Here is a 16,065-nt window from a genome sequence, read left to right on the forward strand (position 1 = left end):
TCTTTTGAGGTGATGGTTCACTCTCTAGTGGAGACCGCAGGTAGAATATTTTCTTTGAGTGATATATCCACACGGTTGAATACCGCGGGCGCGAGAAACACCATAAGCGCCCAGCTCGGTATGGGTATATCGCGTACCGGCTGATTCAGGCGCATCGCGCCGCGGAGGGAGAACTTATGGCAGAAAAGTACAGCGACGTGACCGCTTTTGCCCAGCCTTCTTCCGATCAGTCTTCTTCTCATGATTCTTTGAACGAGTATCCCCGCACGGTCGCCGTGGTGGTGACTTATAACCGTGAGGACCTGCTACCGAAGACCCTCGCTGGTATAGCTTCTGGTGAGCGTGTGCCTGCGGCGGTGGTGATTGTTGATAACGCCTCCACGGACGGTACTGCCGAGTATCTGCGCACCCTGGACTATGAGCTGCCGGTGGATTGTATCCGCCTGGAGAGCAATATGGGTGGTGCTGGCGGTTTCGCGGTGGGTATTGATCGCGCTCTGGAACGCCATAACCCGGATCTGGTGTGGGTTATGGACGATGACACCGAGCCGACCGAGAACACTCTGTCGGAGGCGGTTGCCGCCTGGTTGAACTATTCGCCGGTGCCTTCGCAGCGCCCCGCGGTGGTTGCCTCTCGTGTGGTGTGGACGAACGGCGAGGACCACCCGATGAACACTCCGCGCACGATGTTTGCGGCGGGGGAGCAGCGTCATGCTCGTGCGCAGGCGGTGGGTGCCCGTCCGATTCGTAGCGCCTCGTTCGTATCGATTCTGATGGATGCGCAGGCTATTCGCCGTAACGGTGGTTTGCCGATTGCTGAGTTCTTCATCTGGAATGATGACTTCGAGTTTTCGACTCGTCTGATTCATCACCGTGACGGCATTGCGGTGCCTTCTTCGGTGGCTAAGCACCACACGAAGACTTTTGGTACAACGAACGCTGACCCGGGGCCGCGTTTCTATAACGATGTGCGCAATAAGCTGTGGGTCTTTACCCGTTCGCGTACCCTGAACCCGCTGGAGAAGCTGCTCTACGGTGGCTCGTCGGCGCGCCTGTGGATTTCTACTGTTCTGCGTACTGATGACCGCCGCACCTACCTGGGGTATTTCCTCAATGGTGTGCGTGATGGTTTGCGTGCGCCTCGCCCGAATGCTCAGGTGCTTGAGGGCATTTACCCGCTGACTTTCCCCGGCCGCTACGGCGTGCCGGCATCCGCTGAAAGCCCCGCTGATTCTGAGAAGGCGCGTGGTTGCGTGAGCTCTGTACCCGATTTCTCGGTGCTGATGAGCGTGTACGCGAAGGAGAACCCCGCCTATCTGGACCAGGCGTTGGAGTCAAATCTTCTGAACCAGACGGTGCGTCCTTCCGAGCTGGTTTTGGTGAAGGACGGTCCGCTGACCCCCGAGCTGGATGCCGTGGTGGACCGCTGGGTTCAGCGCGCCGAGAACCTGGATTGCCCGCCGATCCAGGCGGTGGAGCTGGCTCAGAATGTTGGTTTGGCGGAGGCACTGAACGCCGGTCTGCAGGCGTGTTCGTATGAGCTGGTGGCTCGTGCTGATTCTGATGATCTGTCTGAGCCGACTCGTTTTGCGCGTCTGATTCCTGCCCTGGTGCAGGGCGGCTACACGGTGCTGGGCTCTGCCATGCTTGAGGTGAATGAGAGCAATACTGCGGTGGAGTCGACCCGCGAGGCGATTGTTGATTCTGCGCGTCTGCTCAGCGCGATGGATTCGCGTAACCCGATTTATCACCCGTCCGTGGCGTTCGTGAAGAGTGCCGTGCAGCAGCTGGGCGGTTACGAGTTCGTGCCCGGCGCTGAGGATTGGTGGCTGTGGATGCGTCTGCGCGATGCCGGCTATCGTCTGGGTAATATCCCTGAGGCTCTGGTGCGTTACCGCGTGGGTGCGGGCGCGTACACGAAGCGCGGGGGAGTGGACGCCTGGTTGCAGGATGTGGCGATTCAGCGTCGACTGTACACCGGTCACGGTATTTCTAAGCTTCAGTGGGCTCAGAATATGGCGGTGCGGAGTGTGTACCGTTTTGTTCCTGAGCAGGCGCGCCGTTCGGCGTTTCGTGCGTTGTCGTCTTTGACGGCTCGTGCTTCTTCTCGTTCTTCTGGTACCGCATCTGAAGGAGGCATGTAGTGGCTCAGTTGAAACCTCACGCTCATGTGGTGATGCAGAAGGCAGCTCAGCGCGGCACGATGGTGACGGAGGGTGACTCTGGCACGATGCTGGTGAACCGCCTGTATGAGCGTAAGCCGTGGTGGCTGATTGCGCAGGCGCTGATTGATTCGAGTGCCTGGGTTCTGGCGGTTTTGTTTGCGTACATGCTCCGCTATAGTGTGCTGCTCAGTAACGGTTCGGTGTTCGATATTATTCACCCGGCGTCGTTGACGATGACCGCTACGTTGGCTGTGGTTCTGCACCTGGTCATTGGTCTGGCGGGCGTGAAGATTTATAACGGCGTGTATTCGTACGGTTCGTTTGACGAGTCGTGGCGTGCCGGCGCGGCTGCTTTGAGCGCGGGTGCGGCGTTGACTGCTTTCTCCTTTGTGGATGAGCTGTTGGGTCTGCCGCATATTCCGCATAGTGTGCCTGCGATTGCGGCGGCATTTAGCCTGATTATGATGGCGGGCGCCCGCATGGCGAAGCGTGTGTACACTGAGCGCGGTGCTGTGCGTGAGCTGACGGGCGAGCCAGTGATTGTGTACGGTGCCGGCTTTATTGGCGGCATGGTCATGGATTCGATGCTGCACGATGAGGAGGCGAAGCTTCGCCCGGTTGCGGTCTTCGATGATGACCAGTTGAAGGCTGGTACGAAGTTCCACGGCATTTCGGTGATTACGACTTACCGTGAGCTGGAGCAGGTGATTCGTGAGTCGGGTACCCGTAAGATTCTGGTGACGATTTCGGATATGTCGGAGGATTACTTCGAGTCCTTCTGCAACCGCATGCGTAAGCTTAAGGTTGAGGTTCAGCGTATTAGTAGCGCGAATGCTCGACTGATGGGCGAGCGTCTGATTACCGCGAGCGATAACGACCTGATGCGCGTGATTCGTGGCGAGATTAACTACGATATTGACCGCGATATTCTGCGTTCGTACCTGCACGGTAAGCGTGTACTGGTTACGGGTGCGGGCGGTTCGATTGGTTCTGAGCTGTGCCGTCAGATTAGCGAGTTTGAGCCGGAGACCCTCATGATGCTTGATCATGATGAGACTCTGCTGATGGAAACGAAGGTTTCGATTACTCACGAGTCGAGCCTGGACGATGACCGCATCATTCTGGCTGATATTCGTGAGGGCGATAACCTGCTGGAGATTTTCCGTGAGCGTCGCCCCGAGGTGGTGTTCCACGCTGCGGCGTTGAAGCATGTGTCGGCGCTGGAGGCGTACCCGCAGGAGGCGTGGAAGACGAACTCCCTGGGCACTTTGAACGTGCTGCGTGCCGCGGAGGCGGTGGGCGTGAAGACCTTCGTGAACGTGTCGACCGATAAGGCTGCGGATCCGAAGACTGCGCTGGGTCAGTCCAAGCGTGTGGCGGAGCGTCTGACTGCGTACTTTGGTGAGAAGACCGGCAACACCTACGTGTCGGTTCGTTTTGGCAACGTGTTTGGTTCGCGCGGTTCGATTAAGCCGCTCTTTACGAAGCAGATCCTCTCGGGTGGTCCGATTACCCTGACGGATAAGCGCGCGACCCGTTACTTCATGCTGATTACCGATGCCTGCTTGCTGGTGATGCTTGCCGGTGCGATTGGTCGCCCGGGTGAGGTCATGGTGCTGGATATGGGTCAGCCGGTCAAGATCCTGGACGTTGCGAAGGCGATGCGCCAGGCGTATGAGCGGTATGACGTGGAGATCAAGGAGATTGGTCTTCGCAAGGGTGAGAAGCTGGATGAGGCTCTCTTCGGCGGTACCGAGAAGCTGGTACCTAGTGAGGAGAACCGGTATATTTCCCGGTCGAGTGCTCCGGCGCTTGACCCTGATGAGCTCGATTATGAGCTGTGGATTCAGAACTATCGGGAGCACAGTGGCTATGAGCGTCATGGCCTGGAGCGTGCCCCTGATCCGCGTACTTTGGCGGATGCGCAGACGTTCTAATCTTTAGGGAATGACATCGGATGCTGCACTTGCGTGGCGGGTGCGGTATCCGGTGTTTTCTCTTTCTCGGGTGTAGAACATTTCAGGACGCAGAATATGCAGAACGTATGGAGAGAATCTGTAATGTTTAGTCCCGGGCTACTGAAGAGTTCTATAGAATACGAAGTAAACACACACACACTACGCACACATCGTCCCTTAGCTGCAATTCTGGAGCTTGCGTCCAGGGGAGCGGCGCCAATGCCTTGGAGCTGGTATGACCTCCTTTTCTGAGCTGTTGAGCATTTTTGCTCTTGCTTTTGTTTTGGGTGCCCTTTTGCCGTTTGCGGTGCGCCCGATTTTGCACCGCTACAACATGGTGGATGTTCCTAATGAGCGTTCTTCGCATACTGCTCCGACCTACCGCGGTATGGGTTTGGCGACTGCGGCTGCGACCTTTGTGGCGTTTGTGGCGGCTACCCTGTTCGGCTGGACGTACCGTTCTGCTGAGTCTTTGCAGCTGGCGGTGACGATTGCCGCGGCGATTCTGTGTGCTCTTGCCCTGGGCTGGCTTGAGGATATTCGCGGCGTGAGCATTGTGCGTCGTGCGGGCCTGCAGCTGGTGATTGGCGTACTGGTGAGCGTGAGCTTTGCGACGGTGCAGGGCACGAACATTCTGCTGCTGATTCTGGGCGCGATTTTTGTTGCCGGCTACATTAACGTGGCGAATTTTATGGACGGCATTAACGGTATTTCTGGTGCTCACGGTCTGGTGGCTGGTTTGGCGTATGCGCTGACCGGTTGGATGGTGAACCTTCCGTGGCTGGCTTTGGCTGGTGTGGCTGTTGCCGGTGCTTTTGCGGCGTTCCTGCCGTGGAATGTGCGCCCTGGTAAGAACGTGTTTTTGGGCGATGCGGGTTCTTATGTTTTGGGCGCGGCGCTGGGCACGTTGGCTGTGGGCGCGTGGTTTGCGGATGTTCCGTTCCTGTTGGCTTTTGCTCCGCTGATGACGTATCTGGCGGACGCGGGTACGACTCTGTTCCGTCGTTTTATGGCGGGGGAGCAGTGGTACAAGCCGCACCGTACTCACACTTATCAGCGTCTGACGGATGTTGGTTTCAGCCACCTTGGTTCGACCGCCGTGGTGACCGGTACGACCATTCTGGTGTGGGTGCTGCTGGCGTTTGCCTCTGATTTGTTTGCTTCGGGCGCCGTGCTGGCGGCTGTTGGTGTGGTTCTTGTGGCTCTTGCCGTGCTGGTGGTGTACCTGCGTATGCCGCAGCTCTTTGGCGGTGAGGCACCTACTTCTGCGATTGACCTGTCGAAGCGCTTTGCGGCGGATTCGAAGGGTTCGGCGCCGAAGGCGAAGTCGGCAACTGCAGAGCCTGCTACCGGCTCTTTGACCTCGGCGACTGGCGTTCCGGCGACTCCTGAGAACGTAGAGCCGACCTCGCTGCATCCGGAGCCGATCATGCCGGATTCCGTGAAAGACCGTGCAGATAGCTCTTCTGCTGCTCGCTCCTCTGTTCAGCCTTCTTCTCATCGCAACCGTGGGGAGAAACACTAATGGCTTCTGAGCAGCCTAAATCTCAGGCTCCTGCAGAGCCTCTCTGGAGGCGCGTGGTGGACGTTCTGTGGTATCCGCCGGCGGAGCGCAAGAAGCAGCAGAAACACCGCCGAGAGCGTGCTCAAGCAGGTTTGAAGGCCTCTTCTTTCGAGAGTCAAGAGCTTTCCTGGAAATTTTTGTTCTACAGGGTATCGGCTTACTCTCTGCTGGCTTGGTTGGGCGGTATGATGAGTGCGTACCTGTTTGCGGGCCCCGTGGGCGCGCTAGGAATAACATTGGGCTTTCTGATAATCTATATATGCTTCACTCTGGGCGTATTGGTTATGTTGGTTGCTCCCATTTTCGACTGGGGTGTACCCAAATCGCTGGTGGTGAGCTACCTCGTGAAGATTGCTCTGCTCGGTCTGGTATTGATGTTTGTGCCGTTCCCCGAGAATCTGAGGCACGGTTGGACTCTCGCAGGCGCATGTACCGGCGTGATTCTGTGGATTGTTATTGAAACAGTTAGCATCGCACGACTGAGAATTTTGTACTTCGACACCGACTCGGAAGACCATGGTCGGTAACACGATCGGTGTTTGAAAGGAAAAACGTTTGGCCGAAGAGAAGAAGTGGTGGGACGGAGATAAAAAGCTCCGCACCACCGGAGAATTGGTGTCTGACGGAGGTCTCTCCGGTGCAGTCATGTCGATTCTCTATCTGATCATCGGTGTAGCAGTGTGGGGAGGCATCGGTTACCTCGGTGACCTGGTCTTCTCCACCACCTGGCTGGTGTGGGTTGGCGTCTTGATTGGCGCTATTGGAGGTTTGACCCTCGTCTTTACCCACATGACCAGGCAGAATAAAGACCGTTAGGTCATTGAACGCGGACCGCCAGGTCACACATTCATCCATGTAGTTAGCATGTCAGTCGTTTATAGGCAGACATGGGCTCTTGATAGCCACTAGTAGCAAGAAAGGACTTGCTTTGATCGAGAACGGGTTGATCCTCGCGGAAGCCTATGTGCCGCCGACCCCCGAAGACATGCATCTGCCACCCTTCTTCACCATTGGTGATTTCGCTTTCGGTAAGCAGAACGTACTGATTCTGCTGTCCGTGGTGATTATCGCGGTCTTCTTCCTCACCGCAGCACGTAAGCGCGCCATGGTTCCCGGCAAGACTCAGTTCATCGCTGAGTCCGGCTACATGTTTGCTCGTAACTCCCTCGGTAAGGAAACCCTGGGCGTACAGCACTACAAGCCGTTCGTGCCGATTCTGTTCGCCTCCTTCTTCTTCGTTCTGGTGAACAACCTCTACGGTTCGATTCCGTTTGTTCAGTTGCCCACCTTCTCGCACCCCGGTAGCGCCTACGCGCTGGCTGGCGTAGCGTACCTGACCTGGGTTGGCGTTGGTATCAAGCGCAAGGGCCTGGGCGGCTTCTTCAAGGACATCACCATGCCCTCGGGTCTGCCGGTGTGGATTTACCCCATCCTGATCCCGATCGAGTTCTTCTCGAACCTGCTGATTCGTCCCGCAACTCACGCGCTACGTCTCTTCGCGACCATGTTCGGTGGTCACCTGGCGCTGATGGTTGCATCCAGCATGGTGACCTACATGGTTGAGACCCTGGGTGGTATCGGCTACCTGGCTGCTATTGCTCCCGGTGCTCTGGGCCTGTTCCTGTACTTCCTGGAATTCATGATTCAGTGCATCCAGGCTTATGTGTTCGCTCTGCTGCTGGCTGTGTACCTGCAGGGCTCGGTTTCCGAGGGACACTAAACTCTCTAGTTTTTTAGGTTTTCGCGTTCGTCATTGGGCGTGAATAAAGCAACCCACACGTTCACTGTGCGGGCTATTAACTCAAATCAAACTCTGTTCGGTCCGGGTATGTTCCCGGTCGAACACTGTTGAAAGGAAAAATAATGGTTGGTTCCATCACTGCGGTTGGCTACGGTCTGGCAGCTATTGGCGGCGGCATCGGCGTGGGTCTGATCTTCGCGGCATACATGACCAGCGTTGCTCGTCAGCCCGAGTCCCAGAAGACCCTGCAGCCCATGCTGTTCCTGGGCTTCGCACTGGTCGAGGCGCTGGCAATTCTGGGCCTGGTTCTCGTCTTCATCAAGTAACCGGCTCTGCCACATCCTAAACGACCCATCCCATAGAACAGGATTCCCTCCATGATTTATCTGGCAAGCGAAGGGGGAGCGGAGGCAACTTCGAACCCCCTGATTCCCGACGTCGGGGAAATTGTCATTACCCTCATCGGATTCCTGATCCTCTACTACATCGTTGCTAAGTACGTTGTCCCGGCGTTCGAGAAGATCTACCAGGACCGTAAGGAAGCAATCGAAGGTGGCCTTGCCAAGGCCGAGAAGGCACAGGCAGAGGCTGCAGCGGCTCGCGATGAGTACACCCAGCAGCTCGAAAGCGCTCGACTGGAGGCTCAGAAGATTCGTGAAGAGGCACGCGCAGAGGGCGAGGCAATCATTGCCGATGCTCGCGAGCGTGCAACCGCTGAGGCTCAGCGCATTAGCGATAATGCAGCAAAGGCTATCGAGGCAGAGCGTGCGGCAGCAGCAGTGTCCCTCCGTTCCGAGGTTGGCACTCTTGCTACGACCCTTGCCGGCAAGATTGTGGGCGAAGCCCTCAACGATGATGAGCGATCGGCCCGTGTGGTAGATCGTTTTCTTGCTGACCTTGAAACCGAGAAGCAGAACGCAGGTGCGGCTCGGTAATGGCAGGAGTATCTACTGAATCACTGAGCAAGGTGGAAGAGGTGCTGGAAGCTCACGCTTCCCTGCAGCCCCTGAACCTGGCGAGCGAGCTTTTCGCTGTGGTTGATGTTCTCGACCACAACGGCACCCTGCGCCGTGCTGTCACCGATTCTTCGCGTGATGCAGCAGCACGTCAGGGTATCGCTAACACCGTCTTCGGCGGCAAGATCTCTTCTCAGGCTATGGCTGTGCTCACCAGTGCGGTGGCTCAGCGCTGGTCCGATGATGCTGATCTGGCGAATGCCCTGGAGCGTGCAGCAGTGCTCGCCGTGACCGCATCGGCTCAGTCTCGCGGTGGCGTGGACGCCCTGGACGAGGTACTCAACGAACTACTCACCTTTGTGCGTACCGTTGATTCCAACGCTCAGGCGCAGGAAGCGCTGTCCGACCATCAGGCAAGCAAAGAAGCAAAGAAGAAGCTCGCCGTGGCGCTCGGTGGCCCCGCCACCACCGCCGAAGGTGTGCTTCTGCTCGAACGAGTTGGCTCCAACCCCCGCGGCCGTCACGCTGCACGGGTAGCCGATGAGTTCGCAGAAATCATCGTCACGCGACAGAACCGTTACATTGCGCGAGTAACTAGCGCGATTGCGCTGTCGCAGGCACAGCTTGAACGTCTCGGTCGCACGCTCAACGCCGTGTACGGCCGTGAGCTGAAGCTCGACGTTTCGGTGGACCCCGCCGTTCTGGGCGGTCTGCGTGTTCAGGTGGGCGACGAGGTGATCGACGGTACCGTCGAGACCCGCATGTCCGACCTGGCTCGTTCCATCGGCTAGCGGCTCAAGCTAGCGACGCTGAACCGTTCGTCGCAACGGTGATTTAGAAGATACCTCGGGTAGCGGGTGCGTGGCAGATGCCTCCTTCGCAGAAGCGGCGGCATTGCCCGCCCGTTCAACCCGAATTGCAAGTTTCGGTTGGTTCCGTTGACGGAACGCAACCACAATGAGAGAGCAGGGACACAAGATGGCCGAACTGACCATCAATGCCGAAGATGTCCGTAATGCGCTGAACGAGTTTGCAGCGTCTTACGAACCCGGCAATGCAGAACGTGTTGAGGTGGGTCGAGTTGTATCGGCCTCCGACGGTATCGCTCGTGTCGAGGGCCTTCCCTCGGTTATGGCGAATGAGCTGCTTCGTTTCGAAGACGGCACCCTCGGCCTCGCACAGAACCTGGATACCCGCAATATTGGTGTGATCGTCCTGGGTGACTTCACCGGTATTGAAGAGGGCCAGGTCGTACACCGCACCGGTGAGGTCCTCTCGGTGCCCGTTGGCGACGCGTACCTCGGTCGCGTTGTTGACCCCCTGGGTAACCCGATCGATGACCTGGGCCCCATTGAGGCTGAAGGTCGCCGCGCACTGGAGCTGCAGGCTCCCGGCGTGACCCAGCGTAAGTCGGTTCACGAGCCGCTGCAGACCGGTCTGAAGGCAATCGACTCGATGATTCCGATTGGTCGCGGTCAGCGTCAGCTGATCATTGGTGACCGCCAGACCGGTAAGACCGCTATTGCGATCGACACCATTCTGAACCAGAAGGACAACTGGGCTTCGGGTGACCCCAACAAGCAGGTTCGATGCATCTACGTGGCTGTTGGCCAGAAGGCATCCACCATTGCAGCTGTCCGCCACACCCTTGAGACTCGCGGCGCGCTGGAGTACACCACCATCGTGGCATCTCCCGCATCCGACGCAGCAGGCTTCAAGTACCTGGCACCCTACACCGGTTCGGCTATCGGCCAGCACTGGATGTACGGTGGCAAGCACGTCCTCATCATCTTCGACGACCTGTCGAAGCAGGCAGAAGCATACCGCGCTGTGTCCCTGCTGCTGCGCCGCCCGCCGGGACGTGAAGCATACCCCGGTGACGTCTTCTACCTGCACTCCCGCCTGCTGGAGCGTTGCGCTAAGCTCTCTGACGACCTGGGCGCAGGCTCGATGACCGGCTTCCCGATCATTGAGACCAAGGCAAACGACGTTTCCGCCTTCATTCCGACCAACGTCATCTCCATTACTGACGGCCAGATCTTCCTGCAGTCCGACCTGTTCAACGCTAACCAGCGTCCGGCAGTCGACGTCGGTATCTCCGTCTCCCGTGTTGGTGGTGCCGCACAGACCAAGGCTATGAAGAAGGTCTCCGGTACCCTGAAGCTGGAGCTGGCACAGTACCGTGCAATGGAAGCGTTCGCAATGTTCGCATCCGACCTGGACGACGCTACCAAGGCACAGCTGACCCGCGGTTCTCGCCTGACCGAGCTGCTGCGTCAGCCGCAGTACACCCCGTACGCAGTTGAAGAGCAGGTTGTCTCCATTTGGGCTGGTACCTCCGGTCACCTCGACGACATTGAGGTTTCCGACGTGCTGCGCTTCGAGGAAGGCTTCATCGAGTACCTGCGTCACAAGACCTCGGTACTGACCGATATCGCTTCCTCCGGCAAGCTTGAGGATGACACCGTTGCAGCTCTGAAGTCCGCAGTTACTGACTTCAAGCAGGGTTTCAAGTCTGAGGGCAGCAGCCACCTCGTCGACGCAGGTCACGAGGAGCACAAGGCAGCTCGCGATAGCGACATCACTCAGGAAACCATCGGTTAGCGATTAGTCCTCGCCTTCTCCCCGCCTCAGCTATGAGGCTGGGGCGGGGCAGAAAGCAAGGAGAAAGGAAGCTCTATGGGAGCCCAGATTAGGGTTTACCGACAGAAGATTGCTTCGACGTCGTCTATGAAGAAGATCTTCAAGGCGATGGAGATGATCGCGACCTCCCGCATTAACAAGGCTCGTAACGCTGCTCAGGCAGCCGGCCCTTACGCGAACGCTCTGACCCGCGTGGTGACTGCGGTTGCGACTCAGCACGGTATTAAGCACCCGCTGATTCACAAGCCGCACGAGTTCGGAACCTACGAACACCGTCGCTCCGCAATCCTGGTTGTTACCAGTGACCGCGGTCTGGCAGGTTCGTACTCCTCCGCTATCCTGCGTCGTACCGAATCTCTGATTGAGAGGCTGCGCTCTAACGGCCAGGAGGTACAGCTGTACCTGGTTGGCCGTAAGGCAAAGGCTTACTTCGAGTTCCGTGAGCGCCCCTACGCCCGTGCGTGGGAGGGGCACACCGATGCACCTCGTGTTGAAACTGCCGTCGAAATTCGTGACGCGCTGCTCGAAGCCTACGACCTGCCCTTCGAAGAGGGCGGCGTGGACGAACTGCACATCGTATACACCGAGTTCAAGTCGATGGTTGTTCAGGAACCCAAGATCCTGCGCCTGCTGCCCATCCACGTGGGTGACGCAAAGGCTATGGGCGAGGAAATCGTTCCCGACCAGGAACTGACCAAGGCTGAGTACGAGCAGGCGGCATCCTTCGAGTTCGAGCCCTCCGCCGAGGAAGTGCTCAACGCGCTGTTGCCGCGCTACATTGCATCGCGTATCTTCTCCTGCCTCCTGCAGGCAGCAGCAAGTGAGCTGGCATCCCGCCAGCGCGCGATGAAGACCGCAGGTGACAACGCTGAGACGCTGATTACCAAGTACACCCGTTTGATGAACAACGCACGTCAGGCGGAAATTACTCAGGAGCTCTCCGAAATCGTGGGCGGCGCAGACGCCCTCGGCTCCTAGTACTTGTACGCCAACGAAGCCATCAACTGTCCAAACTTTCTAAGTAAGTGAGAAATATGACTGCCACCTACAACGAATCGGTCTCCGCACCGACTCAGGGCGCAACGGGTCGTATTGCCCGCGTCATCGGCCCCGTGGTCGACGTCGAGTTCCCCGCCGGTCAGGTCCCCGAGATTTACAACGCTCTGACCACCGAGCTGACCCTCGACGGTCGCACCCGCACCATCACCTTCGAGACCGCACAGCACCTGGGCGACTCGATCGTTCGCGCTATCTCCCTGCAGCAGACTGACGGCCTGGTCCGCGGTCAGGCTGTAGTCGACACCGGCGCACCGATCTCCGTCCCCGTTGGTGACGGCGTGAAGGGCCACATCTTCAACGTTCTCGGTGACGCACTCGACGTGCCGAACTCCGAGATCAAGGCTGACACCTACTGGCCGATCCACCGTGCCGCTCCCGGCTTCGCAGAGCTGGAAGGCTCCACCGAAATGCTGGAGACTGGTATTAAGTCCATCGACCTTCTGACCCCCTACATCAAGGGCGGTAAGATTGGTCTGTTCGGTGGTGCAGGCGTGGGTAAGACCGTGCTGATCCAGGAAATGATTACCCGTGTGGCTCGTAACTTCGGTGGTACCTCCGTGTTCACCGGTGTTGGCGAGCGTACCCGTGAGGGTAACGACCTGTGGGTCGAAATGGAAGAAGCAGGCGTTCTGAAGGACACCGCTCTTGTGTTCGGCCAGATGGATGAGCCCCCGGGAACCCGTCTGCGCGTGGCACTGACCGGTCTGACCATGGCGGAGTACTTCCGCGATGTTCAGAACCAGGACGTGCTGCTGTTCATCGACAACATCTTCCGTTTCACTCAGGCAGGTTCTGAGGTTTCCACCCTGCTGGGCCGCATGCCCTCCGCAGTGGGTTACCAGCCGAACCTGGCGGACGAAATGGGTCTGCTGCAGGAGCGTATTACCTCCACCCGCGGTCACTCCATCACCTCCATGCAGGCAATTTACGTGCCTGCGGATGACTACACCGACCCGGCGCCGGCAACCACCTTCGCGCACCTGGATGCGACCACCGAGCTCTCTCGTGAAATCGCATCGCGCGGTCTGTACCCGGCAATTGACCCGCTGTCCTCCACCTCCCGAATTCTGGACGCACAGTACATCGGTCAGGAGCACTACGACACCGCAATTCGTGTGAAGGCTATTCTGCAGGAAAACAAGGAACTGCAGGACATCATCGCGATTCTGGGTGTGGACGAGCTCTCCGAGGAGCAGAAGATCGTCGTGGCACGTGCACGTCGTATCGAGCAGTTCCTCTCCCAGAACACCTACACTGCAAAGCAGTTCACCGGTGTCGAGGGTTCGACCGTTCCGCTGAAGGACACCATCGAGTCCTTCCAGATGATCTGCAACGGCGATGTCGACCACATCCCCGAGCAGGCGTTCTACAACATTGGTGGTATGGACGACGTTATGCGCCGCTACGAGGAAATCAAGGCACAGACTGGAGCTAAGTAATCATGGCTCTGAAAGTTGAAGTTGTTTCCCGCGAACGCGTCGTGTGGACTGGCGAAGCGAAGTACGTTCGTGCACGCTCCGTCAGCGGTGACCTCGGCATCCTGCCGGGCATGATCCCCACCTGCACGCTGCTGGCACAGGACGGCGAGCTGCTCATTGAACCCGTTGATGGTGAGCCCATTAAGACCATCCTCAACGCAGGTTTCTTGACCGTCTCGAACGATCACGTGACCATCGTTGCAAAGCACGCACAGATCTAAAGCTGGTTCCCCTCAGCGGGAATTAGCCACTGTGTACACCTCGCCGGTGTTCCACCCTGAAAGGGGAGGGGCACCGGCGATTGGTGTATCCGGGGGTAGATTGTTTACGCAGAACGAGAGTGTGCACAGAAAGAACGCGTGCGCCGAAAGAGCGCGGGCAGAAAGATGATGGGCTGAAAAGGGGCGCCTCCCATGGTCGGGAGGCGCCCCTCAAGCTATGTGCAGCTGCTTAGCCTAGAGCCGTTTAGAACAGACGGTCAGCTAGAACAGACGGTCAGCGGAGTCGTCCACGCCGCGCATCGCATCGTAGTCCAGGCTCACGCAGCGGATACCGCGGTCCTCAGCCAGGGTACGTGCCTGCGGCTTAATCGTCTGTGCCGCAAATACGCCGCGCACCGGTGCCAGCAGCGGGTCACGGTTGAGCAACTCCAGGTAACGGGTCAGCTGCTCCACACCGTCAATATCGCCCACACGCTTGAGCTCAACCGCCACGGAGACGCCGTGCGCATCCTTCGCCATGATGTCTACCGGACCGATAGCGGTCGGGTACTCGCGGCGCACCAGCGAATAGCCCTCACCGAGAGTGTGGATCTGCTCTGCGAGCAGACGCTGCAGATCAGCCTCCACACCGTCCTTGATGAGGCCGGGATCAACACCCAGGTCGGTGGCGTGCTCGTGCTCAATCTTGTAGATGCGAATCATGAGGCGGTCATCGCTCTTAGCTGCCTGAACGGTCCACAGCTGCTGAACATCGGACTCTAGGTCCTCACGGATGCTCTGCGGAACGTCCTCACGCTCAGCCACCAGCAGGGAGCAGGGAGGGCTCATCCAGTTCAGAGGCTTGTAGGAACCGCCGTCGGAGTGAATGAGGACGGAGCCGTCATTCTTGACCATCAGCAGGCGGGTAGCGCGGGGCAGGTGGGCGCGGAGGCGGCCCTCATAATCTACGGAGCATTCAGCAATGACAATACGCATCCGTCCACTCTAGCAGGTACGAGTGTTTGGCTCTAGCAGGTGAGGGTATGAGATAGGGAACCTGAGCTTGGTACAGGTCGCGGACGGGGCACAGCAGGGAAGTACGGCACAGAGCGGGGGAGTACCGCCTCAACATGAGTACCACGCCAGTATGTGGAAGAGCGTAGAGCGAACAGCGGCAGGACCGATAGGTAGAGATAGCTGAGCGGCGCGGTAGAATAGGGCTCATGGCACGTAAGAATCATCCCGGCAGGCGAGCATCCGGCACCACCAGCGATAAGTGGCACCGTCAAGCACCCGCAGGGCGTGATATCAGCAGGATCCTCGACCCTGCGCCCCGATTGGAACGTGACCGATACGGTGACTGGCTGGTGCAATACATTCCCGCCGTCAACGCCCAAAAAACCTACACCTGCCCCGAATGCTACCGCCCGATTCCGCCCAGAACAGCGCACCTGGTGGTGTGGCAAGAAAGCCACACGATGGGCCGTAGCCGCGCCATTGACGAGCGCAGGCACTGGCATCAGCATTGCTGGCGCACCCGCCGCAAATAGGCTGAACACTGCACTTGAGGTGCAGCCTAAGACTACATTCTTGACCAAAACCACATTCTCGAATCCATTTCTTGAAGGAACGCAATGAGCAACACCGCCGATATCACCCGCGAGCAGGAATTCGATCCCGCCCGCTACGTCTTCAGCACCGCCGCTGAGCCCACCCCCATTAAGGCACGTACTGTGCTTCCGGCACGCCGCGAGAACTTCACCGTCACCACCGCGGACGGCAAGCGCCTCGTCGGTGAACTCGCCCTGCCCGAAGGCGAAGTCAAGGCAACCCTGGTGACCTTCCACCCGCTGCCCACCCACGGCGGCTACATGGACTCGCACGTGTACAAGAAGGCTTCCTTCCGCCTGCCGGCGCTGTCGAACATCGCGGTGCTGCGTTTCAACACTCGCGGCACCTCCTCGATTCGCGGCACCAGCGAAGGTGTCTTTGACGGCGGCTTTGCCGAGAAGAAGGACTTTGACGCAATCCTGAAGTTTGTACGCGAGCGTGCCCTGCCGAACCCCTGGCTGGTCGGCTGGTCCTTCGGCACCGAGCTGGTGCTCAAGTACGCGCCCGAATACGCGAACGAGTTCACCGGCGCCATTCTGCTCTCCCCGCCGTTGCACCGCGTGCACCCGGCTGAGCTGGACGAGTGGAACAAGATCTCGAACCCGCTGTACGCGCTGGTGCCCGAGCATGACGACTACCTGCAGCCTCCGGCAGCGCGTGAGCGTTTCGCGGCTGTACCGCGTACTCGGG

At 58.5% G+C, this 16,065-nt stretch carries 16 protein-coding genes; 15 read left to right on the forward strand and 1 reads right to left on the reverse strand.

The window, feature by feature from the left end:
• Positions 1 to 176 precede the first annotated feature (176 nt).
• The 13 genes from HMPREF2919_RS08900 (at position 177) to HMPREF2919_RS08960 (ending at position 13,785) form a co-directional block, all read left to right on the forward strand.
• Positions 177 to 2,144 (forward strand): glycosyltransferase family 2 protein, encoded by a 1,968-nt coding sequence (locus HMPREF2919_RS08900; RefSeq protein WP_070667273.1) that lies wholly within the window; start codon positions 177 to 179, stop codon positions 2,142 to 2,144.
• On the forward strand, positions 2,144 to 4,102 hold the full coding sequence (locus HMPREF2919_RS08905) for a polysaccharide biosynthesis protein (RefSeq protein WP_070667274.1): 1,959 nt from the start codon (positions 2,144 to 2,146) through the stop codon (positions 4,100 to 4,102). The genes HMPREF2919_RS08900 and HMPREF2919_RS08905 overlap by 1 nt, the downstream gene beginning before the upstream one ends.
• A gap of 256 nt (positions 4,103 to 4,358) precedes the next feature.
• Positions 4,359 to 5,648 (forward strand): MraY family glycosyltransferase, encoded by a 1,290-nt coding sequence (locus HMPREF2919_RS08910; protein WP_049358658.1) that lies wholly within the window; start codon positions 4,359 to 4,361, stop codon positions 5,646 to 5,648.
• The gene (locus HMPREF2919_RS08915; protein ID WP_052265079.1) at positions 5,648 to 6,214 is read left to right on the forward strand and encodes a hypothetical protein; all 567 of its coding nucleotides are present in this window, start codon (positions 5,648 to 5,650) and stop codon (positions 6,212 to 6,214) included. The genes HMPREF2919_RS08910 and HMPREF2919_RS08915 overlap by 1 nt, the downstream gene beginning before the upstream one ends.
• A gap of 28 nt (positions 6,215 to 6,242) precedes the next feature.
• On the forward strand, positions 6,243 to 6,503 hold the full coding sequence (locus HMPREF2919_RS08920) for a hypothetical protein (RefSeq protein ID WP_049347487.1): 261 nt from the start codon (positions 6,243 to 6,245) through the stop codon (positions 6,501 to 6,503).
• A 112-nt stretch (positions 6,504 to 6,615) separates the two neighbouring features.
• Positions 6,616 to 7,407 carry a F0F1 ATP synthase subunit A gene (gene atpB / locus HMPREF2919_RS08925; protein ID WP_049347485.1) on the forward strand — a complete coding sequence of 264 codons (792 nt, stop codon included), beginning with the start codon at positions 6,616 to 6,618 and terminating at the stop codon, positions 7,405 to 7,407.
• A gap of 143 nt (positions 7,408 to 7,550) precedes the next feature.
• Positions 7,551 to 7,754 carry an ATP synthase F0 subunit C gene (atpE, locus tag HMPREF2919_RS08930; protein ID WP_005506461.1) on the forward strand — a complete coding sequence of 68 codons (204 nt, stop codon included), beginning with the start codon at positions 7,551 to 7,553 and terminating at the stop codon, positions 7,752 to 7,754.
• Positions 7,755 to 7,805: 51 nt separating this feature from the next.
• Positions 7,806 to 8,363 carry a F0F1 ATP synthase subunit B gene (locus HMPREF2919_RS08935; protein WP_049326923.1) on the forward strand — a complete coding sequence of 186 codons (558 nt, stop codon included), beginning with the start codon at positions 7,806 to 7,808 and terminating at the stop codon, positions 8,361 to 8,363.
• Entirely contained in the window at positions 8,363 to 9,175 is an 813-nt protein-coding gene (locus HMPREF2919_RS08940) for a F0F1 ATP synthase subunit delta (RefSeq protein ID WP_049347483.1), read from the forward strand. Before HMPREF2919_RS08935 ends, HMPREF2919_RS08940 begins: the two co-directional genes overlap by 1 nt.
• A gap of 187 nt (positions 9,176 to 9,362) precedes the next feature.
• A complete protein-coding gene (atpA, locus tag HMPREF2919_RS08945) occupies positions 9,363 to 10,988 on the forward strand; it encodes a F0F1 ATP synthase subunit alpha (RefSeq protein WP_049340655.1) in 1,626 nt (541 codons plus the stop codon).
• Between the two features lie 75 nt (positions 10,989 to 11,063).
• Positions 11,064 to 12,005: a F0F1 ATP synthase subunit gamma gene (locus HMPREF2919_RS08950; protein WP_049340654.1), complete on the forward strand. Its 942-nt coding sequence runs from the start codon at positions 11,064 to 11,066 to the stop codon at positions 12,003 to 12,005.
• 56 nt (positions 12,006 to 12,061) lie between these two features.
• Positions 12,062 to 13,525, forward strand: a complete 1,464-nt coding sequence (gene atpD / locus HMPREF2919_RS08955; protein ID WP_005507810.1) for a F0F1 ATP synthase subunit beta — start codon at positions 12,062 to 12,064, stop codon at positions 13,523 to 13,525.
• 2 nt (positions 13,526 to 13,527) lie between these two features.
• Positions 13,528 to 13,785: a F0F1 ATP synthase subunit delta/epsilon gene (locus tag HMPREF2919_RS08960; protein WP_049340652.1), complete on the forward strand. Its 258-nt coding sequence runs from the start codon at positions 13,528 to 13,530 to the stop codon at positions 13,783 to 13,785.
• A gap of 261 nt (positions 13,786 to 14,046) precedes the next feature.
• Here the strand turns inward: HMPREF2919_RS08960 and nucS are convergent, their stop codons facing one another.
• Positions 14,047 to 14,760, reverse strand: coding sequence for an endonuclease NucS (nucS, locus tag HMPREF2919_RS08965; RefSeq protein WP_005506450.1), 714 nt, complete (start codon positions 14,758 to 14,760; stop codon positions 14,047 to 14,049).
• Between the two features lie 227 nt (positions 14,761 to 14,987).
• Here nucS and HMPREF2919_RS09065 point away from each other — a divergent pair, with 227 nt between their 5' ends.
• Positions 14,988 to 15,314: an ATP/GTP-binding protein gene (locus HMPREF2919_RS09065; protein ID WP_080562540.1), complete on the forward strand. Its 327-nt coding sequence runs from the start codon at positions 14,988 to 14,990 to the stop codon at positions 15,312 to 15,314.
• An 84-nt stretch (positions 15,315 to 15,398) separates the two neighbouring features.
• The coding region (locus tag HMPREF2919_RS08970) for an alpha/beta hydrolase (protein WP_070667276.1) at positions 15,399 to 16,065 on the forward strand (667 nt) is incomplete at its 3' end.

Source organism: Rothia sp. HMSC068E02 (assembly GCF_001813565.1).
In the GTDB taxonomy this organism is placed as follows: Bacteria; Actinomycetota; Actinomycetes; order Actinomycetales; family Micrococcaceae; genus Rothia.